The organism is Mesorhizobium sp. B2-4-6 (assembly GCF_006442775.1).
Taxonomy (GTDB): Bacteria; Pseudomonadota; Alphaproteobacteria; order Rhizobiales; family Rhizobiaceae; genus Mesorhizobium.
Genome location: NZ_VFVI01000003.1, coordinates 230,137 through 251,312, shown reverse-complemented (window position 1 = coordinate 251,312; position 21,176 = coordinate 230,137). Strand labels below are relative to the sequence as shown.

Genomic DNA, 21,176 nt, shown 5'->3' with positions numbered 1-21,176 from the left:
ATGGGCTGGACGCTGGGCCGCTATTTCTTCTTCCGCTACGTCTCGATCACCTTCTGGTTCTTCCTGGGCCTGCTGGCGCTGGTGTTCCTGATCGACTTTACCGAGCTTTCCGGCCGCACGACTGGGCTGCCAGGCTTTACCTACGGCATTGCCTTCGCGATTTCGGCGCTCAGGATGCCGATGATCATGCTGCAGACGGTGCCGTTCGTCGGGCTGTTCTCGGCGATGGCGACGCTGGTATCGCTCAACCGCCGCTACGAGCTGGTGATTGCGCGCTCGGCCGGCGTCTCGGCCTGGCAATTCCTGTTCCCCTGCTGCGTCGGCGCGCTGATGTTCGGCGTGCTGTCGGTCGCCATCATCAACCCGATCGCCGCGCATGGCTTTTCCTGGTCCGAGCAGATGGAGAACGACCTGCGGGCCGGCAAATCGAATGCAGTCACCACCAATGTCACGCCGTGGCTTCGGCAAAAGACCGAATCGGGCGACACCATCATCGGCGCCCGCGCCATCCTCAACCAGGGGCTGGAGATGGCGGATGCGGTGTTTTTCGTCCTCGACCATGAGGGCAACATCACCGAGCGCAAGGATGCAGCCAAGGCCTTCCTGCGCGACGGCTATTGGGAATTGCAGGACGTCAAGGTCTTCAAGGGCGGCAATATCCAGACGCTGGCGTCCGACAAGGTGCCGACGAATCTGAAGCCGGAATTCGTGCAGGAGCGGCTGGCGCGTCCGGAAACCATCCCCTTCTACGAGTTGCCGCGCAAGATCGAGGTCGCCCGTTCCTTCGGACTCAAGGCAAACGCCTTCGCCATGCAATTTGATTCACTGGTGGCGTTGCCGTTCCTTCTCGTCGCCATGACGCTGATTGCTGCAACGGTTTCAATGAGATTTGCGCGAATGGGGCAGTCGGCAACGATGATTCTGGGTGGCGTCGTGGCCGGCTTTCTGCTTTATGTCGTTTCGGTACTGGTCAAGGCATTCGGTGTCGCCGGATTCGTGCCTACTGTGGTGGCTGCATGGGTTCCGGTTGTCGTGGCTATGTTCTTTGGGGTGACGTTTCTGCTATACAAGGAAGACGGCTAGTGAGGGAGGCGGTTTTGCGCAGCCATAGGCAGGCCGGTCTGGCACGCCTCTATGGGGCGACCGCCTTGGCATGTCTGTTCGCCTGCGCGGCGCCGACGGTGCCCGCGCTGGCGCAGACGATCGCTGCCAAGTCCGTCCCTTCCGGCACGCAGATGCTGCTGGCCGCCGATACGCTCGTCTATGACAACGACAAGCATACGGTGACCGCCGTCGGCGGTGTGCAGATCGACTATGGCGGCAACAAGCTGGTCGCCCAGCGTGTGGTCTACAATCGCGACACCAAGCGCCTCGTCGCCAGCGGCGCCGTCGAGTTGATCAACAGCGACGGCACCAAGGTCAATTCCGACCATATCGACATCACCGACGACTTCGCCGACGGCTTTCTCAACGCGCTGCGTGTCGAGACGATCGACAAGGCTTATTTCGCCGCCGAGAGCGCCGAGCGCATGGGCGGCGTGCTCACCACCTTCCACAACGGCGTCTACACCGCCTGCGAACCTTGCGAGGACAAGCCGGACAAAGCGCCGACCTGGCGCGTCAAGGCGCGCAAGATCATCTGGAACGGCGAGAAGAAGACGGTCCGCTTCGAGAACTCGAATTTCGAGTTCTTCGGCTTCCCCCTCGCCTACCTGCCGGCCTTCGAGATCGCCGACCCGACGGTGAAGCGCAAGAGCGGCTTCCTGATCCCCGGCATCGTCTACAACAACCATCTCGGCGTCGGCGTCAAAGTCCCCTATTACTTCGCGCTGTCTCCGACCTATGACCTGACCGTCACCGGCAGCGGCTATACCAAGCAGGGTTTCCTCGGCGAGGCCGAGTGGCGCCAGCGCTTCAACAACGGCCAGTACACGCTGAAGATCGCCGGCATCAACCAGCAGGATCCCAACGCGTTTGTCGATTCCGGTATCCGCAATGTGAATTCCGGGCCGGCCGACGATCCGAACAAGTTCCGCGGCATGATGGGCACCAAGGGCCAGTTCGCCATCAACGAGCGCTGGAATTTCGGCTGGGACGTGCTGCTCCAGACCGACAAGGAATTCTCGCGCACCTACAACATCGACGGCTACAGCGATCTCGTCCACCAGTCGTCGATCTATCTGACGGGCTTGAGCGACCGCAATTATTTCGACGTCCGTGCCATGCGCTTCGAGGTGCAGGAAGACACGCTCTCCAGCGACCCGACGGCGCGCGCCTCCAAGCAACCCTGGGTGCTGCCGTCGCTCGACTACGCCTATATCCCCGACACCTCGGTGGCCGGCGGCCAGTTGTCGTTCAACGTCAACGCACGCGTGATCAGCCGCAACCGGCTGGATGAGACTTTCGACAAGTTTTCGAACGTGGAACGGGTTCCCGGAATCGAGGGGCAATCCAGCCGGCTGAGCGCGGAAGCCGAGTGGAAGCGGACCTTCACCACCGATAACGGCCTGCAGCTGACGCCTTTGCTCGCCTTCCGCGGCGATGCCGGCTACGTCAACGCCAATTCGGCTTCACTTGCGGCGGTCAACGACATGGCGACGAATCTTGGCCAGGACGTCGACATGCGCTCGTCGCTTGCCCGCTACATGGCCACGCTCGGCCTCGAAGCGCGCTGGCCGCTGCTGTTCTCGATGCCTAGCTCCAGCCACATCCTGGAACCGACCGCGCAGGTCTTCGTGCGCCCGAACGAGCAATATGTCGGCGGGCTGGCGATCCCCAACGAAGACGCGCAGAGCTTCGTCTTCGACGCCACCACACTGTTCGAGCGCGACAAATTCTCGGGCTACGACCGCATAGAAGGCGGCACGCGCGCCAATGTCGGCTTCCGCTATTCAGGCGCCTATGACAATGGCTGGGGCACGAACGCCATCTTCGGCCAGTCCTATCAGCTCGCCGGCGAAAACTCTTTTACCGCGCCCGATCTTGTAAACGTTGCGGCCGAATCCGGTCTGGACAAGCGGACCTCGGATTACGTCGGCCTGGTCGGCTTCAACAGCCCGAGCGGTTTCTCCGGTTCGCTGAGCGGGCGTTTCGACGAGCAGACCTTCGAGGTCAGGCGCGCCGAAGTGAAGGCCGCCTATTCCAGCCTGCCGATATCGCTTAGCGCCAAATATGCCTTCATCGAGGCGCAGCCGCTCTATGGTTTCACCACCGACCGCCACGAGCTCACGCTCGGCGCCTCGACCCATCTGGCGCAGAACTGGCGGCTGTTCGGCACCGGCACCTACGACATCGAGACAAATGTTCTGGTCAAGGACGGTGTCGGCTTCGCCTACAATGATTCCTGCTTCACTTACATCATGACGTATTCGCAGACGCGTGACACCGTCACCAAGGAAGTGTCGCAGAACATCGGTTTCAACCTGTCGTTCCGCACGCTCGGCGATTTCGGTTCGTCAACAAGCTCGATCGATACCATCCAGTGACCAAGCGGCAGGCGCGCGGCCTCCGAGCCGTGCGTCGACTGGAGCGCTGATGGGCTTTGGTCTTGATCTGGAGCGTGTTCCTTCGAAAATGGGCCTGATTCTCAGGGCCATGCGCCGGTGACATCGTTTCGCCGCATAAGATGGGCATGGGGGTCGACCGCATCACGCAGGCGTTCGGAGGACGCGCGGCGCCGCGATGGTGGGGAAAATTGGGATGGGGAAAAATTAGGAAGGTAAGATGAGGAAATACCTGTTTTCAACGGGATTCGCGCTTCTGGTGGCAGCGGCCTCGGTTTCGGTCACGGCTGTCGTGCAGCCTGCTTTCGCCGCTGAGATCAAGTATGTCGTCAACAACATAGCGATCACCACCGGCGACATCGCGCACCGCGCAGCCTTCTTCAAGCTGCAGCACAAGAAGGGCGATGCCGCGCAGGAGATGATCGACCAGACGCTGCGGCTGGCCGAGGCCAAGCGGCTCGGCATCCGCATCAGCGACCAGCAGGTCGACGCCGCCTACCAGCGCTTCGCTTCGGGCAACAAGATGCCGCTGGCGAAACTCGACGCGATCATGGCGCAGTCGGGCGTCACCAAGGAACATTTCAAGGAATTCATCCGTGCCCAGATGGCCTGGAACCAGGCGCTCAGCGCTCGCTACCGCTCCGGTGAAGGCGGCTCGGTGACCGAGCAGGATGCCGTGCGGCGCATGCTGGACAAGGGCGGCGCAAAGCCGACCGCGACGGAATACATGCTGCAGCAGGTGATCTTCGTGGTGCCCGCGTCGGAGCGCGGCGCCACGCTCGCCAAACGCAAGCGCGAGGCAGACGCCATGCGCGCCCGCTTCAGCGGCTGCAACACCACGCGCGACTTCGCCAAGGGCCTGCTCGACGTCACCGTGCGTGATCTCGGCCGCTTTCTGGCGCCACAATTGCCGTCCGACTGGGCCGAGCAGATCAAGGCGACCAAGGTCGGCGCCGCGACGCCGACCCGCGAGACCGAGCGCGGCATCGAATTCATCGGCGTCTGCTCCTCGCGCGATGTTTCCGACGACAAGGCCGCGCAGATGGTGTTCCAGGCCGAAGGCAGCAACGACAAGGATGCCGACGAACTCAGCAAGAAATATGTCGCCGAGCTGCGCCAGAAGGCCAAGATCGTCGAACGCTAGGGCGACAAGCGTGCGATACCGCAGCCGGCCCACCGCATGAGCGCGCAGAAGACCGATGCGCCGCTGGCGCTCAGCGTCGGCGATCCCTCGGGCATCGGGCCCGAAATCGCCATCGCCGCCTGGCAGGCCGGCGACAGCGCCGGCGTGCCGCCCTTCTACCTGCTTGCCGACCCCGCTTTGATCGAAGCCCGCGCCCGCCTGGTCGGCGCAAATGTTGCGATTGCCGAGACGCTGCCAGGACAGGCAGCGCATCATTTTTCCCGCGCACTGCCCGTCGTGCCGCTTTATGCGCGTCATGTCGACAGCCCAGGAGAGCCGGACCCGGCCAATGCCGCAGGCACGATCGAAGCCATCGACCGCGCCGTCGCGGACTGCCTCGCCGGCCGCGCCGCGGCGATAGTCACCTGCCCGATCGCCAAGAAGCCGCTCTATGATGCCGGATTTGGCTTTCCGGGCCACACAGAGTATCTGGCGCATCTGGCCTCGCGCCACACCGGCAGGGACGTGACGCCGGTGATGATGCTGGCCGGACCGAACCTGCGCACCGTTCCGGTGACCATCCACATCGCCTTGGCCGAAGTGCCGAAAATGCTCACGACGGAGCTGATCGTCGCAACCGCGCGCATCACCGCCGCCAATCTCAAGAACCGCTTCGGCATCGCCCGGCCGAGGCTTGCGATCGCCGGGCTCAACCCGCATGCCGGCGAGGGCGGCGCCATGGGGCTGGAGGATGCAGCGATCGTCGCTCCCGCCGTCGAGATGTTGCAGGCGGAAGGCATCGACGCGATCGGACCGCTGCCGGCCGACACGATGTTTCATCCGCGCGCGCGCGCCGGCTATGACGCGGCGCTCTGCATGTATCATGACCAGGCGCTGATCCCGGCCAAGACCTTAGCCTTCGACGAGGCGGTCAACGTGACGCTCGGCCTGCCCTTCATCCGCACTTCGCCCGACCACGGCACCGCTTTCGACATCGCCGGCAAGGGCATCGCGCGCGCCGACAGCCTGATCGCCGCGTTGAGGCTGGCGCGCCGGCTGGCCGACAGCGGACGGCAGGCCGCCGCCGCGTGAGGATGCATTGAGCGGACGCACCACAATCGACGGGTTGCCGCCGCTGCGCGAGGTGATCGAGCGGCACGGCCTGCAGGCCAAGAAGGCGCTCGGGCAGAATTTTCTGCTCGACCTCAACCTGACAGGCAAGATCGCGCGCGCCGCCGGCGATCTCGGCGAGGCGACGGTGATCGAGGTCGGTCCGGGCCCGGGCGGACTAACGCGGGCGCTGCTCTTCAACGGCGTGCGGCGCGTGATCGCCATCGAGCGCGACGAGCGCTGCCTCGAAGCGCTGGCCGAGGTTTCCAGCCATTATCCCGGCCGGCTCGAGATCATTCCCGGCGATGCGCTGAAGACGGATTTTGCCGCACTCGCCGGCGCGGCGAACGGCGCGCCTGTGAAGATCGTCGCCAACCTGCCCTACAATATCGGCACGGAGCTTCTGATCCGCTGGCTGACGGTGGCCGACTGGCCGCCCTTCTACCAGTCGATGACGCTGATGTTCCAGCGCGAGGTGGCAGAGCGCATCACCGCGGCTCCTGGCAGTGACGCCTATGGCCGGCTCGGCGTGCTTGCCGGCTGGCGCACCGAGGCGAGGATCGCCTTCGACGTGCCGCCGCAGGCGTTCACGCCGCCGCCGAAGGTCACCTCATCGGTGGTGCATCTGGTGCCTCGCCCATCTCCCCTGCCCGTGGACGCCAGAAAGTTGGGCCGCGTCACCGAGGCCGCCTTCGGCCAGCGCCGCAAGATGCTCAGGCAAAGCGTGAAGAGCCTGGGCGGCGAGGCGCTGCTGACCCGCGCCGGCATCGACCCGACGCGTCGGGCGGAAACGCTGAGCGTCGAGGAGTTCGTCAGGTTGACGAACGCGGTGTAGTTCTCTTCGCCCCGTTCACGGGGAGAAGAATGCCGGCAGATGAGGGGCGGCGCGAACCTGCAAAAGTATGGCGCTCCTTAAGGGGAAAGTTGCGCTGGCAACCGTCATTCAAACGCATTACATTCATGGCAAAGGAGATGGCCATGCCAACGAACGCACTTGTCCAGACGCGTATCGACGCCGATATCCGGGATCGGGCTTCCGCGGTGCTCGAAAGCATGGGACTCACGGTTTCGGATGCGGTGCGGATACTTCTTACCCGAACCGCCAACGAGGGCGCGTTGCCCATCGATCTGCTCGCAAACAGTGAGGCTTACGATGTGTGGTTTCGCGCCAAGGTGCGCGAGGCTCTGGACGACACCCGAGCCGACATTCCTGACGAACAAGCCGAGTCGCATTTTGCCGAAAGACGTGCTGCAGCACGCCGCAAGGTCAATGAGCCTAGATCTTGAAGATCGTATGGTCGGCATTCGCACTTTCGGATCGCGATGGGATATTCACGCATATCGAGGCTGACAACCCTGCCGCCGCGGTCGCGATCGATGAGCGGATTGTCGCCGCGATAGGCCGTCTCCGTGACATTCCCGAGAGCGGCCGTACCGGCAGGCTTTCAGGAACACGAGAGCTTGTCATCGTCGGCACGCCATATATCGCGGCCTATCAGACAGCTGAGAGCAGGATACGAATCCTGGGTGTGCTTCATGGAGCACAGCGCTGGCCGGACGTCCGGCCAGCCTATGTCGTCTTCTCGTCCAGCAACCCCGAAATGAAGTCGAACAGGCCCGGCCGCCTGTCGCGCCGAAGCCGCTCCGCCGTGACGATGGCGCGGACCTCGGCGAAGGCGCGGTCGAGATCGTCGTTGACGATGACGAAGTCGTATTCCTTCCAATGCTCGATCTCGAGGCGGGCGTTCTTCAGCCTGGTCTCGATGACGGATTCCTGGTCCTCGGCGCGACGCTTCAGGCGGGCCTTCAATTCCTTCATCGACGGCGGCAGGATGAAGATCGAAACGATATCGGCGCGCATCTTCTCCTTGAGCTGCTGGGCGCCCTGCCAGTCGATGTCGAAGAGCATGTCGCGGCCTTCGGCCAGCGCGATTTCCGCGGGCTCACGCGGCGTCGCATAGCAATTCCCATGCACCTCGGCCCATTCGAGCAACGCGTCGGAGTCGCGCAACCGCTCGAACTCGCGCATGGTACGGAAATGGTAGTGGACGCCCTCGATTTCCGAGCCGCGGCGCGGCCTTGTCGTGACGGAGACCGAAAGCTCAAGACTTCCATCGCTTTCCAGAAGATTGCGCGCGATCGTCGACTTGCCGGCGCCCGACGGCGACGACAGCACCAGCATCAATCCACGACGGCGGATGCGGGACCCCAGATCCCTGGCGGCCGTCGGTTCCTTGGCAACCATCCCGTCACTCCAGATTCTGGACCTGCTCGCGAAACTGGTCGACCACCGCCTTGAGCTCCAGCCCGATCGCGGTGACCGCGGCGGCGTTCGACTTCGAGCACAACGTATTCGATTCGCGGTTGAATTCCTGCGCGAGAAAATCGAGCTTGCGGCCAACGGCGCCACCGCTTTTGAGCAGCGCCCGCGCCGAAGCGACATGTGTCTTCAGCCGGTCGATCTCCTCGCGGATGTCGGCCTTGGTGGCGAGGAAGGCCGCTTCCTGGTGCAGCCGGACGGCATCGAGATTGGCCGAGACATCCATCAACAGACGCATCTGCTCGGCGATGCGCGCGCGGATCGCGGCAGGTTCGCGCGAGGGATCGGCCTCCGCCTTCAGCGTCAGCGTCTCGATGGTGTCGACATGGCCGGAAAGAAGCGCGCCAAGTGCCGCGCCCTCACCGAGGCGCGCCTGTTCAAGGCCGGCGAGCGCCGCCTCGAGCGCCGACAGGATCGTGGCATCGAGGGTAGCCCGCTCCTCCTCGGTCTCCACGGCCTCGGGGATGTCAAGCACACCGCGCAGGGAAAGCAGGCCATCCGCGGTGGCGGGCTCGGTGCCGAACTGCTCCTGCAAACGCTTGGCCAGCCCCGCCAGATCCTTGAGAAACGCCTCGTTGACCACCGGCTGGACTTGCCTGGCGGCGGCGCGGCCGACGGTCAACGTCGCCTGGAAGTTGCCGCGCGCAAAGCGCTTCTGAATCGTCTGCCGGACCGCCGTCTCCAGCCGGTCGAAACCCTGCGGCAACCTCAGCCTCACCTCGGCGCTCTTGCCGTTCACCGATTTCACCTCCCAGGCGATCGAGGTGCCATCACTTTCGGCGGCGGACCGCGCAAAACCGGTCATGCTTTGCAGGCTCATTGCCCTGTCGTCCCCCTGTCGCAGTCAAGGCATGCGTGGCCCAGCGCTGCGCGCCCCAAACATCACCGGACGAAAGGCCGGCGCCCCCTCAAAACATGAATACGGCCTCGCGTCAAAGGACGCGTACTTCCGTTTGATGCATGTCGTTTTCCCAAAACCGCTACGCACTTTTGGGCGACATGCAGTGCGTTTGATGCAAGTCGTTTTCCCAAAACCGCTACGCACTTTGGGCGACATGCAGTGCGTTTGATGCAAGTCGTTTTCCCAAAACCGCTGCGCACTTTTGGGCGACATGCATTGCGCCTATTGCGCGTCGCCGACGCCGGCGTCGCCGTTCTCGCCATTGGCGCCGGCATCGCCGCTGTCGCCGTTGCCATCGGGAGCGGCCGGCGCCGTCGTCTGGCCGGAAGCCTTGGCGGCGGCGTCCGCCTGCTTCTTCTGAAGCGCCCGGTAGCGGGCAACGTTCTGGTTATGCTCTTCCAACGTCGCCGCGAAGACATGGCCGCCATTGCCGTCGGCGACGAAATAGAGGTCGTCGGTCTTCGACGGATTGGCGACCGCTTCCAGCGCCGCGCGGCCCGGATTGGCGATCGGCGTCGGCGGCAGGCCCTTGATCATGTAGGTGTTGTAGGGCGTCTGCTTGTCGAGGTCCGACTGGTAGATCGGCCGGTCCGCCGGCTTTCCCTTGCCGCCGAAAAGGCCGTAGATGATGGTCGGGTCGGATTGCAGCCGCATGCCCTTGGCCAGGCGGTTGAGGAACACCGCGGCGACGCGCGAGCGCTCGTCGCTCCTGCCCGTCTCCTTTTCGACGATCGAGGCCAGCGTGACGAAGTCGTCGATGTTGGCGATCGGCAGGTCGGGCGCGCGGTGCGACCAGACGTCGTCGACCAGCTTCTTCTGGTCGGCGATCAGCTTATCGACCATCTGCTGCCTTGTGGCGCCGCGGGTGAAGCGCAGCGTGTCGGTGGCGATGCTGCCCTCCGGCGGCAAGGCCGGCGGCATATCGCCGGTCAGCGCCTCCTGCTCGGCGACGCGCTGCAGCGCCTGCTCGACCGTCAGCCCTTCGGGAATGGTGAGTGAGTACATGACCGACTTGCCGCTCTTGAAGAGCTCCATGATGTCCCGCATCGAGGCGCGCGGCTTGATGGCGTATTCGCCAGCCTTCAGCGCCGATTCATTGCCCGTGGCGCGCACGCCCAGCCGGAAGATGCGGGCATCGCTGATCAGGTTGCGGCGTTCCAGCTGGTCGGCGATCTCCTGCACGCCGGTGCTCGGCTTGATCAGGAAGGTATCGCCATTGGCGGATGGGCCGGGCTCGACGAAAGCCTGCATGCCGAAATAGAGCGCGACACCCGAGGCGAGCACGACCAGGATGACCATGGAGAGGAAGAAATTGAGGAAGACGACGACCTGGCTGCGCGAGGCGCGCGAGCGCTTCGACGGCGGCGGCGTGCCGGCTTCCGGGCGCAACGCCTCGGCCGCGGTCTTCGGCCTGATCGGCCCGTTTGTGCCTTGCCGTCCGAATTCCCCGTCGCCGCCCGGATTTGTGCTGCCCGGATTTATGCTCATGGCGCGCCCTACCGTCTGATCTTGCAACGAATCCCCCGGCAAAAAGCTAGGGGAGAATTTGGCAAAAATGACGGCAGGTGGCGGAACTGCCGGCTGGTTGTCCGTCTCTGAGCAATACCGGGTAGAAAACCGCTGCGCACTCTTCCTGGAATTGCTCCGGCTGGCCCTTCAGCCATCGTAACGCTGGAACACGAGCGAGGCGTTGGTGCCGCCGAAGCCGAAGGAATTCGACAGCGCGACGTCGATCTGGCGCTGGCGTGGCTTGTTCGGCACAAGATCGATCGCCGTCTCGCGTTCCGGATTGTCGAGATTGATCGTCGCCGGCGCGATGTTGTCGCGGATGGCCAGGATCGAGAAGATCGCTTCCGCGGCACCCGCGGCGCCCAGCAGATGACCGATCGACGACTTGGTCGACGACATCGAGATCTTCGAGGCGGCATTGCCGACCAGGCGCTCGACCGCGCCGAGCTCGATCGTGTCGGCCATGGTCGAGGTGCCGTGCGCGTTGATGTAGTCGATGTCGGCCGGCGAGAGCTTCGCCCGGTTCAGCGCCGCCGTCATGCAGCGGAAGGCGCCATCGCCATCTTCTGCCGGCGCGGTGATGTGATGGGCGTCGCCCGTCAGGCCATAGCCGGTGACTTCCGCATAGATCTTGGCGCCGCGCGCCTTGGCATGCTCCAGCTCTTCCAGGACGACGACGCCCGCGCCCTCGCCCATGACGAAGCCGTCGCGGTCGCGATCATAGGGACGCGAAGCTGTTTCGGGGCTGTCATTGCGCTCGGTGGAGAGCGCCCGGCAGGCGGCGAAGCCGGCGATCGACAGCCGGGTGATCGGCGCCTCCGCACCGCCGGCCAGCATCACATCGGCATCGCCCCACATGATCAGCCGGGCGGCGTCGCCAATGGCGTGCGCGCCGGTCGAGCAGGCGGTGACCACCGCATGGTTCGGGCCTTTCAGGCCGTGGCGGATGGAGACCTGGCCCGAGACCAGGTTGATGATCTGTCCAGGGATGAAGAAGGGGCTGATACGGCGCGGGCCGCGTTCCTTCAGGATCATCGCGTTCTCGGCGATGCCGTCGATACCGCCGATGCCGGAGCCGATAAGCACGCCGGTGGCGCACTGGTCCTCATGCGTCTGGGGCTTCCAGCCGGAATCGGCCAGCGCCTCGTCGGCGGCGGCGATGCCATAGAGGATGAACTCGCCGATCTTGCGCAGTTCCTTCGGCTCAAGCACGGCCTCCGGATTGAAGGTGCCGTTCAAGCCGTCGCCGCGCGGGATAATGTGGGCGATCTTGCAGGCAAGATCGTCCACCTCGAATTCGGTGACGCGGCGGCAAGCGCTGCGGCCGGAGAGCAATTCCCGCCAGCTGTGCTCGACGCCCATGCCAAACGGCGAAAGCAGGCCAAGGCCCGTGACGACGACACGCCTCATCGCAGGTCCTCCCCGATAATGCCTGCGAAAGAACTCAGGCCGAGGCCTTGTCGATATACTTCACGGCATCACCGACGGTCAGGATGGTCTCGGCGGCATCGTCCGGAATCTCGACGCCGAACTCTTCTTCGAACGCCATGACGAGTTCGACCGTGTCGAGGCTGTCCGCGCCCAGATCGTCGATGAAGCTCGCCTGCTCCGTCACCTTGTCGGCGTCGACGCCGAGATGCTCGATGACGATCTTCTTGACGCGCTCTGCGGTGTCACTCATTTGGGCAATCCTCGTCTTAAGTTGTCTATCTTCGTTAGCGGGCGGAATGCCGCTAATCAAGCTGAAAGATGGTCTCGCGGGCAACGCACGCCACAGGACCGGTTTTTGCCCGAACCGCCGGGTTGCGGGCCGCATTACACGAAAAATGGCGGGCGTCCAAGCCGAAATGGCTGTTTTCACAGGCGCCCGCCCTTGCCTCAGATCATCGCCATGCCGCCGTTGACGTGAATGGTCTGGCCGGTCACGTAGGCCGCCTCGTTGGAGGCGAGATAGGCGACGGCCGACGCCACTTCAACGCTGGTGCCCATGCGCCTTGTCGGGATCGCGGCCATGATCGTCTCTTTCTGCTTGTCGTTGAGCTTGTCGGTCATGGCCGATTCGATGAAGCCCGGGGCGACGCAGTTGACGGTGATGTTGCGGGTGGCGATTTCCTGCGCAAGCGACTTGGAAAAGCCGATCATGCCGGCCTTGGATGCGCAGTAATTGGTCTGCCCGGGATTGCCGGTGACGCCGACCACCGAAGTGATGTTGATGATGCGGCCATGGCGGCGGCGCATCATGGGATGGGTGAGTTCGCGGGTCAGCCTGAACACGGCGGTGAGGTTGACCTCGATCACAGAATCCCAGTCGGCGTCCGACATGCGCACGAACAGGCCGTCCCTGGTGATGCCGGCATTGTTGACCAGGATATCGACGCCTTCGAGGTCGGCTTCAGCCTTCTGTCCGAGCGCCTTGACCGCGTCGCGGTTGGTCAGGTCCGCCGGAAACAGTTTTACGCGGTCGCCGAGCTCGCCAGCCAACGCCTCGAGCTTTTCAACGCGCGTGCCGTGCAGGCCGACCACCGCGCCCTGGCTGTGCAGCACCCTGGCGATCGCTTCGCCGATGCCTCCCGATGCGCCGGTGACGAGCGCCTTGCGGCCGGTCAGTTCGAACATTTTCTCAACCTCATTTTTCCGAATGCGCCGCGGGCGATCCCGGTTCCGTATACGTCAAATCATCCAGGCCATGCCAGAAATCTTCGGCCTCAGGACATCCTCGTCACCGCGCCGAATGCGTTCCACAACCTCAGCTGCAATGCGATAGTGCTCCTTCATGTGCTCGGTTTTGCTTCGACCAATCTTCGAAGGAGACATTCGACACCTCCGGTAACGTTCGAGCGATCCTTAGCCAAGCGCCGCCAGCGCCGCCTCGACTTCCGCCGCCGTGCCGATGGCGCCGGTGGCGATGTCGCGGTTGATGCGGCGCGCCAGGCCCGACAGCACCTTGCCGGCGCCGACCTCGTAAAGCGTCGCGACGCCGTTGGCGCCGAACCACTCCACCGTCTCGCGCCAGCGCACGCGGCCGGTCACTTGCGCGACCAGGCGGCGAACGATCTCATCAGGGTCGCTGGTCGGCGTCACCGTCACGTTGGAGACGACCGGAACCACCGGCGCCTGCTTTGCGACACCCGCCAGCGCCTCGCGCATGATATCGCCCGCCGGCGCCATCAGCGCCGAGTGGAAAGGAGCGGAAACCTGCAGCATCAGCGCCCGCTTGGCGCCCTTTTCGGTGCACAGCTTCGCCGCCAGCTCGACCGCCGCCTTGGCGCCTGAAATCACCAACTGGCCGCCGCCATTGTCGTTGGCGACCTGGCAGACGGAGCCTTTGGCCGCTTCCGCGCATGCCGCTTCGACATCGGCCTGCTCGAGACCGATGATGGCGGCCATGGCGCCCTCGCCGGCCGGCACCGCCGCCTGCATGGCGTTGCCGCGGGTCCGAAGCAGCCGCGCGGCGTCCCCGACCGAAACGAAGCCCGCAGCGGCAAGCGCCGAATATTCGCCGAGCGAATGCCCCGCGACATAGGCCACCTTGTCCTTCAGCGAGAAGCCGCGCGCTTCAAGCGCCCGCATCGCCGCCAGCGAGACAGCCATCAGCGCCGGCTGGGCGTTGGCGGTCAGAGTCAGCGTCTCTTCCGGCCCTTCCCAGATGAGTTTCGACAGTTTTTCGCCGAGCGCGGCGTCCACTTCCTCGAAGACGCGGCGCGCTTCGGGGAAGGTGTCGGCGAGGTCCTTGCCCATGCCGACGGCCTGGCTGCCCTGTCCCGGAAAGGTGAATGCGAGGGCCATTTTGGGTCTCTCCAGAGGCTGGTTTTTCTTGCCTCTGGCGCAAGGCGCACAGCCAAGTCAAGCCCGCGGTCGCCTCTTTAGCCAGCATTTCAGCCGGAAAAACCGGCTGACTCCCTGTTCCGAAAGGCTTTTTGGCGATCACACCTGATGAAAACCGCTCACGTTTAGTTTGCTGGCTCTTCTTATTTCCGCCACAGGCGCTAGCTTTGCGTGACATTTCGATGACAGAAGCGTGACGGGCGTGGAAGGCGTGTCGCGTTGACCGGGGGAAGTAGAGTGGCAAGGATCAGAAAAGGCGCGGCCAAGCCCGTGCCGCAGTTTTTGGAAGACGATCCGTCCACCGGCTACCTGCCGGGACGGGCCTGGCCGACTGTGCGCTACGGCCTGACGACGCTTCTCGTCTCCGCCCTGCTCGTATTCGCGATCGAGTTGATCGTGCGCGGCGATTTCTTCGGCACGGTCGATTTCTTCCTGCAGCCGTTCAAGCCGGGCTGGACCACCATCATCGTCTTCGCCCTGGTGCTGGTTGGGCTGGACGCCATATTCGGGCGCAGCCACCAGAGCCTGATGATCGTGGCGCCGCTGACGCTGGCGCTGGCCTTTGTCGGCCACCAGAAATCGCACTATCTCGGCGATCCGCTCTATCCGACGGATTTCCTGTTCGCCCGCCAGATCGTGGCGCTGATGCCGCTTCTGGTGCGCGAGCGGCCATGGACGGCCGTCATGCTGGCGGTTGGCATCGTCGGCGGGCTGACGCTGCTTGTCTACGGCTGGCGGACCTGGCGCAGGCGGGTGCCGATCCTCAGCCGCAAAGGCCGCCTGGCGCGGCTGGCGCTTGCCGTGCCGCTGCTCGCCTTCTTCGTCTCGATCATGGACTATGCCACCTTCTCGTGGACGCGCGACCGGCTGCAGATCATCCCGATCATGTGGGACCAGAAGGAAAACTACGCCTCCAACGGCTTTGCGCTGGCTTTCGCGATGAACGTGCCGATGGCGCATGTCTCGGCGCCGCCCGGCTACACCGAAAAGGCGATGGCCGCGATCCAGCGTCCCGACGTCGCCGCTTCGGTGCCGGACGAGAAGCCGGATATCGTGGTGGTGATGAGCGAATCCTTCTGGGATCCGACGCAGTTGCCCGGCGTCACCATCAAGCCCGACCCGATCCCGACAGTGCGCGCCTTGCGCTCCGGCTCGATGTTCTCTCCCGAATTCGGCGGCATGACCGCCAACATCGAGTTCGAGGCGCTGACCGGCTTTTCCAACGCCTTCCTGCCGGCGGGCTCGATCCCCTATCAGCAATATGTGCGCACCCCGACCCCGTCGCTGGCGACCTTCCTGAAGAGCGAAGGTTACTATGCGCGTGCCATCCATCCTGGCACCAACTGGTTCTGGAACCGCGGCGCGGTCTATGCCGATTTCGGCTTCAAGGACTTCAAGTCTGAAGAGACGCTGCCGCCGATGGAAAAGCGCGGCCCGCTTGCCTCCGACGCGGCAATGACCGACGAGATCATCCGCGAGGCCGATGCCAGCGACGACCCGGTGTTCTTTTTTGCGGTCAGCCTGCAGAACCATGGGCCTTACGAGCCTTACCGCTACAGCAACCCGACGCATTCGGTCGATGCGCCGATCAGCTCCTGGGCGCGGGAATCGCTGCTCTCCTATGCCGAAGGCTCGGCCGACGCCGACCATGGCCTTAAGCGCCTGATCGACTGGGCGAAGGCGCGCCAGAGGCCGACGATCATCGCCTTCTTCGGCGACCATCTGCCGCCGCTGGGACCGGTCTATGTCGAGACGGGCTATCTCAAGGACAATGTCGCGCCGCGCAGGGAACCTAACGCCGGCGCCGCGATCGAGCATCACGACACGCCGCTGGTCATCTGGTCGAACCGCTCCGGTCCGGTGCAGAACCTGGGCTCGGTAAGCCCGGCCTTCCTGCCCTACCATATCCTGACCACCGCAGGCATTACCCACCCCTATTACACCGGTTTCCTCGGCGCGCTGCGCGAACACTACCGGGTGGTCGACCGCAACCTGCTCCTGTCGCCCTCGGGCGAAGCCACGCCGGACTGGGCGAGGCAGAAGCAGATCGACCCGAAGATCAACGATTTCCGGCTCATCCAATACGACATGATGTTCGGCAAGCGCCGCTCGGCGCCCGATTTCTTCCCCGAGACGGTGGACAAGCTGGTCGCGCATACGAGCTGAGGCGAAGGCGATTTAAGCCCGAGGACGGTCTGCGGACCGGTCGCAGCCTTCAAGAGCGCCAAGCATAAGGGGTCGCTAGCTGCCTCGTCGATCTGCACAACATGCAGTCATCGTCGAGGCCGTGATCGAATGACGTTTTCGGCGCGAGGTACGAGCCGTTCGGCGGACAATTCCATCAATTGCACCGTCGACTTCACGGTGGGCGCGAGCCTGCCGATCTCGGGCCTGACCGCATGGCAGGACTCCTTCAACACGGTCGCCTTCAGGCAGGGCAGAGCGTCCTCGCTCACGGCGCGGACGGCGCGGTCGGATCGATGGTGGCGCAACCCGCACGTGAGGCCGGTGCCTATGTCATTGGCACCGGACGTGCCGACGATCGTCAGAAGGCGCTCGACTTCGGCGCAAATGCGTTCGTCGATCTCGCAAACGACACCCTAGAAGACGTCGGTCGAGTCGATCGCCACGACCACTCTCATGCCGAGCCCACCCTCGTCAGTTGGTGAGCTGCAGCCTGGAGAACTTGTTGGCGATGGTCCGGAAGACGTTGGGCAGCTTGGCCGGGTCCTCGACGGCGTAATAGTCGCTCGGATCGGAGGCGCAGGCGCTGTAGAGCGAGCGGTTGGCCGCTGTGTCGGCCTGCAGCACCATGGTGTAGATCTGCACGCCCTGGCTCTTCAGCTGTGTGCAGACATCCTTGGTCCAGCCGTCGACATTGCGCGCCGCCGTCGTCTGGTTGCTCGAACCGAAACGGCCGCTGGCGAGGTAGCCATAGGAAGTGTAGTCCGATTTCTGCGGCGTGTTTGAGGCGCCGTAGACGACGTTCTCGCCATCGGTCAAAAGCATCACCACCTTTGTGACGCCCGCCGTCTTATAGGGGGCGGCGTCGGTGTAGGGTGGCTGCGGCGACAGCACCCGCTGGCCCCAGCTCAAGCCCTCCGACACGTTGGTGCCGGAGCCGTTCCATTCGCTCATCTGGCTTGCCGCCAAGCGCAGCTTGTCGAAGTCGTCGGTCAGGGGAATGATCGGCGTCGGGCAGGCGCGGTTGGGGCCGATGGTGATCGTGCTGCCGGTCTCGGTGATCAGCTTGGTGGTCGAGGCGACATATTTTCCGATGATCTTCAGATCGGCGCCGAGCAGCGCGTTGACCAGGCCGGTAACGAGGCCACTGAGGTCGATGCCCAGAATGTTCTGGTTGAGTTTGCTGTTGTCGATCGCGTCGTCGAGATAGGAATTGTTGTAGCCGGTCGACGAATTGCCATAGGAGGACGACGGCTTCTTGGCGATGTCGGGATCGTCCGGCGCGAAGTAGGGCACGAACAGCGTGTCGGGCTTCGTCGGGTCCGGCGGCGTATCGGAAATGTTCAAGGCGCCGGGCCGCGCCTCGACGCAGCCCTTCCAGCCCGTGTTGCTCCATCCGCTCTTCTGGCCGAGCTGCTTGAACAGCGCCATATGGTTCGGCCGCTTGCCGTCGATGACCGGAAAGTTGACGCCGTTGGTGGACGACTTGCCGTCCATATCGATCCAGGACGGATCGAATTCGGGGCCATTGACGTTGACGGCGGTGACGAAGGGAACCAGCGAGGCCCGCACGGACCGGGTCGGCGACTTGACCGCCTCGAGATAATCGAGCAGCGACTTGGACGCGGTCCGGAGCGCGGTGATACGCGCGCCGGCCATCGAGCCGGTGTTGTCGAGCACCAGCACCACTTCGAGCTGATTGTTCGATTCAACCGCCGAAGCGTCGACGCTGATATGCTTTTCGGCGCCAAACAGGAACGCGAAGTTGAGATTGACGTCGGCCGAGGCCGTGGCCCTGGTCTTGACGAAGTTGACGCCCCTGTCGACGGTGAGCGTGGCCTTGGGGTTGGAGAGTTCGCCGTGGCTGGCGACATTGGCCTGGAAATAGCTGTTGAAGGCATCATTGCGCGTCGTCTCGGCGTCGCCCAGATGCGAGGAGGCGAGGTTCGCGGCGTCCAGCGCGTTCTGCAGATTGCTTTTTGCCCGCATCAGGGTGGAGACGTCGGTGGCAAACGCCACCGCGCCCAGCATGGCGGGCACGCCCACCGCCAGCATCAACGAGAAATTGCCGCGCCTTGAGCGCCAAAACTGCCTGAGAAGCATTCCCTACCCCTGGAACTGCCCGATGGAATTGCCGGATTTTCCGCCGCGATGCGGCCCGGGTTGCTTCTCATGCGCCTTTCATAATAAACGGGTAGTTACAACCCGCCACAACCTGATGGGGTGGTTAAAGCCCGATTACTGGAAATCGATCTAATCAAGCAACGGCCGGCGTCTTCCGAAACTGCGGCGTCTTCTCCCGCCATGCAGGGAACTCCAGACTTTGGCCAGTGCCTCAGTCTGAAATTGAACCTGTCGCTCGCGGTGCAAAGAAGCACGTCCATCTCATTCGATATCTGCCTACGCGAAATGTCGGGTAGAGATTTTCGCAGATATAATACTGGTCATCCGGCGCTGCCTGCACGCGGTTCCATGGAATGAACCACTCGCCTGTAGGCGGATCGTTCCGAGAGTAAGGCTCGGGTTGCTTAACGTAATAGCCCTGCCTGGCATATCTGACATCGCTTGACGCGACAGGACGGCAATCATGATCGTCGCAGCATTTGAGATTAAGAACAGGATCAGTCTTACCCGAATACCAGCTATGGGCGTTGGCGTCGCCCACCAAGATAAGACATGTAAAGGCGATACGCCGTTGCAGCCGCCCCATGGAATTCAGACCCTCACATTTTGCCTATAGCATATTATGGATGGCTAACGTTTTTACTGAGGTCGCATTGATAGGCGCATAGGTCCGATCGGCTGCCGTCACTCGGCAACTCGCTTTTGCAGGACCGCGCGTTCCCGGCTTCGGCAACAGCCCCCGCTTAAGGCTGAGGCATTACGTGGCCTTGCCTTCGCTGGAAATTACTATATAGACCCCCGCAATCTGCCGGTCCTTGCTGGGGGCTGAACGGAGGGCCGTGGTCATCAAAGACCCCGACACGAAGCCAGAAGCGCTTCCAGCCTCCCGTGTCTCCGCTCTCGACCGTCTCGTGATGCTCCTTTCTTCCCCGCGCCTTGGCGACCGGGTCAGACAAGTTGCAGAGGCTTAGCCGCGAGGGCCGGTGAGAGAAACGAAGAAAGGCAGAAAGACATAATGGCTCTTTACGAACATGTGTTTCTTGCCCGGCAGGACCTGTCGCAGCAGCAGGTTGACGCGCTTGTCGAACAGTACAAGGGCGTCATCGCGGCGAATGGCGGATCGGTCGGCCGGATCGAGAACTGGGGACTGAAGTCCCTCACCTACCGGGTCAAGAAGAACCGGAAGGCTTACTACACGCTGATGGACATCACCTGCCCGCCGGCCGCGCTCAACGAAATGGAGCGCCAGATGGGCCTGTCGGAAGACGTCCTTCGCTTCCTCACCGTCAAGGTGGAAGCGCATGAGGAAGGCGTCTCGGCGATGATGCAGAAGCGCGAAGAGCGCTCCGAGCGCGGCGGCTTCGGCGACCGCGACCGTGGGCCGCGTTCCTTCGGCGACCGTGATCGCGGCGATCGTCCGCCGCGCAGCTTCGGTGGCGACCGCGATGGCGGTGGCGATCGTGGTCCGCGCCGTCCGCGCGAAGGCTTTGAAGGAGCTGCAGAATAATGGTCGACATCAACCAGATCCCGACCCGGCGTCCGTTCCATCGCCGCCGCAAGACCTGCCCGTTCTCCGGCGCCAACGCGCCCAAGATCGACTACAAGGACGTGCGTCTCCTTCAGCGCTATATTTCCGAGCGCGGCAAGATCGTGCCCTCGCGCATCACCGCCGTCAGCCAGAAGAAGCAGCGCGAACTCGCCAAGGCGATCAAGCGCGCCCGCTTCCTCGGCCTGCTGCCCTACGTGGTTCGCTGATATTTCGAGCGGGCGGTTCGCCGCCCGCTCTTTTCACCGGCGCGACGGGCGTGTCGGATCGAGCATCAAATCCCGAGTTGGGGCCAATTGCCTCTAACTGCCCAGACAGGCAGGACAGCGACAAGAGCGGCTATGCCGCACCAAGCTTCCTGACCTGTTCCAGATCATCGCGCCAGTCTTTCGGCCGGTGCCAACCGAAGGAACGAAACCATGGAAGTCATTCTCCTCGAGCGCATTTCCCGCCTCGGCCAGATGGGCGAGACCGTCAAGGTCAAGGACGGGTTCGCCCGCAATTTCCTGCTGCCGCAAGGCAAGGCGCTGCGCGCCAACGAAGCCAACAAGAAGAAGTTCGAGGGCCAGCGCGCCCAGCTCGAAGCCCGCAACCTGGAGCGTAAGTCGGAGGCCACGCAGGTCGCCGAGAAGCTCGACGGCAACAGCTTCATCGTCGTGCGCTCGGCCGGCGAGACCGGCCAGCTCTACGGCTCGGTGTCGACGCGCGACATCGCCGATCTGCTGATCGCCGAAGGCTTCACCGTCAACCGCAACCAGATCGAGCTCAACCAGCCGATCAAGACCATCGGCCTCTCCAATGTGGCGATCGCGCTGCATCCGGAAGTCGAGGTCACCGTTACGCTCAACGTCGCCCGTTCGGCCGACGAGGCGGAGCGCCAGTCCAAGGGCGAGATGCTGACCACAGCCGAAGCCATCTATGGCGACGACATCAACGACAATGCCCGGCCGGAGAATTTCTTCGACCCGAACGCCGAATTCGAAGGCGGCGAAGAGAACGCCTGATTTTCGGGCTCTGACCGGCACATCCTC

18 protein-coding genes and 2 pseudogenes are annotated in these 21,176 nt (G+C 63.6%); 12 read left to right on the top strand and 8 right to left on the bottom strand.

Features of this window, described 5'->3' with window-relative positions; translation table 11 throughout:
- The 7 genes and pseudogenes from lptG to FJ957_RS11130 all read left to right on the top strand — a co-directional run.
- A complete protein-coding gene (gene lptG / locus FJ957_RS11160) occupies nt 1-1,083 on the top strand; it encodes an LPS export ABC transporter permease LptG (protein WP_140680024.1) in 1,083 nt (360 codons plus the stop codon).
- Nucleotides 1,083-3,485 (top strand): LPS-assembly protein LptD, encoded by a 2,403-nt coding sequence (locus tag FJ957_RS11155; RefSeq protein ID WP_181180541.1) that lies wholly within the window; start codon nt 1,083-1,085, stop codon nt 3,483-3,485. The genes lptG and FJ957_RS11155 overlap by 1 nt, the downstream gene beginning before the upstream one ends.
- Nucleotides 3,486-3,723: 238 nt before the next feature.
- Nucleotides 3,724-4,647, top strand: coding sequence for a peptidylprolyl isomerase (locus FJ957_RS11150; protein WP_140831279.1), 924 nt, complete (start codon nt 3,724-3,726; stop codon nt 4,645-4,647).
- A gap of 36 nt (nt 4,648-4,683) precedes the next feature.
- A complete protein-coding gene (pdxA, locus tag FJ957_RS11145) occupies nt 4,684-5,718 on the top strand; it encodes a 4-hydroxythreonine-4-phosphate dehydrogenase PdxA (protein WP_140831277.1) in 1,035 nt (344 codons plus the stop codon).
- A gap of 7 nt (nt 5,719-5,725) precedes the next feature.
- A complete protein-coding gene (gene rsmA, locus FJ957_RS11140) occupies nt 5,726-6,571 on the top strand; it encodes a 16S rRNA (adenine(1518)-N(6)/adenine(1519)-N(6))-dimethyltransferase RsmA (RefSeq protein WP_140831275.1) in 846 nt (281 codons plus the stop codon).
- Between the two features lie 143 nt (nt 6,572-6,714).
- Entirely contained in the window at nt 6,715-7,023 is a 309-nt protein-coding gene (locus tag FJ957_RS11135; protein WP_140831881.1) for a type II toxin-antitoxin system RelB/DinJ family antitoxin, read from the top strand.
- Nucleotides 7,020-7,295 (top strand): annotated as a pseudogene (locus tag FJ957_RS11130) (type II toxin-antitoxin system RelE/ParE family toxin); the annotation flags it as partial. The gene FJ957_RS11135 and the pseudogene FJ957_RS11130, both read left to right, overlap by 4 nt.
- 11 nt (nt 7,296-7,306) lie before the next feature.
- Here FJ957_RS11130 and gmk read toward each other — a convergent pair.
- From gmk to fabD, 7 genes are all read right to left on the bottom strand, one after another.
- Nucleotides 7,307-7,981: a guanylate kinase gene (gene gmk, locus FJ957_RS11125; RefSeq protein ID WP_140651807.1), complete on the bottom strand. Its 675-nt coding sequence runs from the start codon at nt 7,979-7,981 to the stop codon at nt 7,307-7,309.
- Nucleotides 7,982-7,985: 4 nt separating this feature from the next.
- Complete coding sequence (locus FJ957_RS11120; protein ID WP_140831273.1) at nt 7,986-8,876, bottom strand: YicC/YloC family endoribonuclease; 891 nt, start codon at nt 8,874-8,876, stop codon at nt 7,986-7,988.
- A gap of 303 nt (nt 8,877-9,179) precedes the next feature.
- The gene (gene mltG / locus FJ957_RS11115; RefSeq protein ID WP_140831271.1) at nt 9,180-10,445 is read right to left on the bottom strand and encodes an endolytic transglycosylase MltG; all 1,266 of its coding nucleotides are present in this window, start codon (nt 10,443-10,445) and stop codon (nt 9,180-9,182) included.
- A 168-nt stretch (nt 10,446-10,613) separates the two neighbouring features.
- Nucleotides 10,614-11,876: a beta-ketoacyl-ACP synthase II gene (gene fabF, locus FJ957_RS11110; protein WP_140831269.1), complete on the bottom strand. Its 1,263-nt coding sequence runs from the start codon at nt 11,874-11,876 to the stop codon at nt 10,614-10,616.
- 34 nt (nt 11,877-11,910) lie between these two features.
- A complete protein-coding gene (locus tag FJ957_RS11105; RefSeq protein ID WP_006203723.1) occupies nt 11,911-12,147 on the bottom strand; it encodes an acyl carrier protein in 237 nt (78 codons plus the stop codon).
- 197 nt (nt 12,148-12,344) lie between these two features.
- Nucleotides 12,345-13,082, bottom strand: coding sequence for a 3-oxoacyl-[acyl-carrier-protein] reductase (gene fabG, locus FJ957_RS11100; protein WP_140831267.1), 738 nt, complete (start codon nt 13,080-13,082; stop codon nt 12,345-12,347).
- Between the two features lie 228 nt (nt 13,083-13,310).
- Nucleotides 13,311-14,252: an ACP S-malonyltransferase gene (fabD, locus tag FJ957_RS11095; RefSeq protein WP_140831263.1), complete on the bottom strand. Its 942-nt coding sequence runs from the start codon at nt 14,250-14,252 to the stop codon at nt 13,311-13,313.
- A gap of 276 nt (nt 14,253-14,528) precedes the next feature.
- Between fabD and FJ957_RS11090 the strand changes: the two genes are divergently transcribed.
- Together FJ957_RS11090 and FJ957_RS11085 are read left to right on the top strand one after the other, a co-directional pair.
- On the top strand, nt 14,529-16,457 hold the full coding sequence (locus FJ957_RS11090; protein WP_140831261.1) for an LTA synthase family protein: 1,929 nt from the start codon (nt 14,529-14,531) through the stop codon (nt 16,455-16,457).
- A gap of 186 nt (nt 16,458-16,643) precedes the next feature.
- Nucleotides 16,644-16,915: pseudogene (locus FJ957_RS11085) on the top strand (NADP-dependent oxidoreductase); the annotation flags it as partial.
- A gap of 34 nt (nt 16,916-16,949) precedes the next feature.
- On the opposite strand, the gene FJ957_RS11080 reads toward FJ957_RS11085, so the two are convergent.
- Nucleotides 16,950-18,578: a pilus assembly protein gene (locus FJ957_RS11080; protein ID WP_140831258.1), complete on the bottom strand. Its 1,629-nt coding sequence runs from the start codon at nt 18,576-18,578 to the stop codon at nt 16,950-16,952.
- Between the two features lie 1,036 nt (nt 18,579-19,614).
- On the opposite strand from FJ957_RS11080, the gene rpsF reads away from it, so the two are divergent.
- The 3 genes from rpsF (at nt 19,615) to rplI (ending at nt 21,149) form a co-directional block, all read left to right on the top strand.
- Complete coding sequence (gene rpsF / locus FJ957_RS11075) at nt 19,615-20,106, top strand: 30S ribosomal protein S6 (protein ID WP_140831256.1); 492 nt, start codon at nt 19,615-19,617, stop codon at nt 20,104-20,106.
- Nucleotides 20,106-20,354: a 30S ribosomal protein S18 gene (rpsR, locus tag FJ957_RS11070; RefSeq protein WP_006203718.1), complete on the top strand. Its 249-nt coding sequence runs from the start codon at nt 20,106-20,108 to the stop codon at nt 20,352-20,354. Before rpsF ends, rpsR begins: the two co-directional genes overlap by 1 nt.
- A gap of 210 nt (nt 20,355-20,564) precedes the next feature.
- Nucleotides 20,565-21,149, top strand: coding sequence for a 50S ribosomal protein L9 (gene rplI, locus FJ957_RS11065; RefSeq protein WP_140831254.1), 585 nt, complete (start codon nt 20,565-20,567; stop codon nt 21,147-21,149).
- Nucleotides 21,150-21,176 lie beyond the last annotated feature (27 nt).

Bases quoted from the DNA above. Each gene is read 5' to 3' on its own strand.
- lptG (WP_140680024.1), top strand. From the start codon at position 1: ATGGGCTGGACGCTGGGCCGCTATTTCTTCTTCCGCTACGTCTCGATC.
- FJ957_RS11150 (WP_140831279.1), top strand. From the start codon at position 3,724: ATGAGGAAATACCTGTTTTCAACGGGATTCGCGCTTCTGGTGGCAGCG.
- pdxA (WP_140831277.1), top strand. From the start codon at position 4,684: ATGAGCGCGCAGAAGACCGATGCGCCGCTGGCGCTCAGCGTCGGCGAT.
- FJ957_RS11135 (WP_140831881.1), top strand. From the start codon at position 6,715: ATGCCAACGAACGCACTTGTCCAGACGCGTATCGACGCCGATATCCGG.
- gmk (WP_140651807.1), bottom strand. From the start codon at position 7,981: ATGGTTGCCAAGGAACCGACGGCCGCCAGGGATCTGGGGTCCCGCATC.
- FJ957_RS11120 (WP_140831273.1), bottom strand. From the start codon at position 8,876: ATGAGCCTGCAAAGCATGACCGGTTTTGCGCGGTCCGCCGCCGAAAGT.
- mltG (WP_140831271.1), bottom strand. From the start codon at position 10,445: ATGAGCATAAATCCGGGCAGCACAAATCCGGGCGGCGACGGGGAATTC.
- fabF (WP_140831269.1), bottom strand. From the start codon at position 11,876: ATGAGGCGTGTCGTCGTCACGGGCCTTGGCCTGCTTTCGCCGTTTGGC.
- FJ957_RS11105 (WP_006203723.1), bottom strand. From the start codon at position 12,147: ATGAGTGACACCGCAGAGCGCGTCAAGAAGATCGTCATCGAGCATCTC.
- fabG (WP_140831267.1), bottom strand. From the start codon at position 13,082: ATGTTCGAACTGACCGGCCGCAAGGCGCTCGTCACCGGCGCATCGGGA.
- fabD (WP_140831263.1), bottom strand. From the start codon at position 14,252: ATGGCCCTCGCATTCACCTTTCCGGGACAGGGCAGCCAGGCCGTCGGC.
- FJ957_RS11080 (WP_140831258.1), bottom strand. From the start codon at position 18,578: ATGCTTCTCAGGCAGTTTTGGCGCTCAAGGCGCGGCAATTTCTCGTTG.
- rpsF (WP_140831256.1), top strand. From the start codon at position 19,615: ATGGCTCTTTACGAACATGTGTTTCTTGCCCGGCAGGACCTGTCGCAG.
- rpsR (WP_006203718.1), top strand. From the start codon at position 20,106: ATGGTCGACATCAACCAGATCCCGACCCGGCGTCCGTTCCATCGCCGC.
- rplI (WP_140831254.1), top strand. From the start codon at position 20,565: ATGGAAGTCATTCTCCTCGAGCGCATTTCCCGCCTCGGCCAGATGGGC.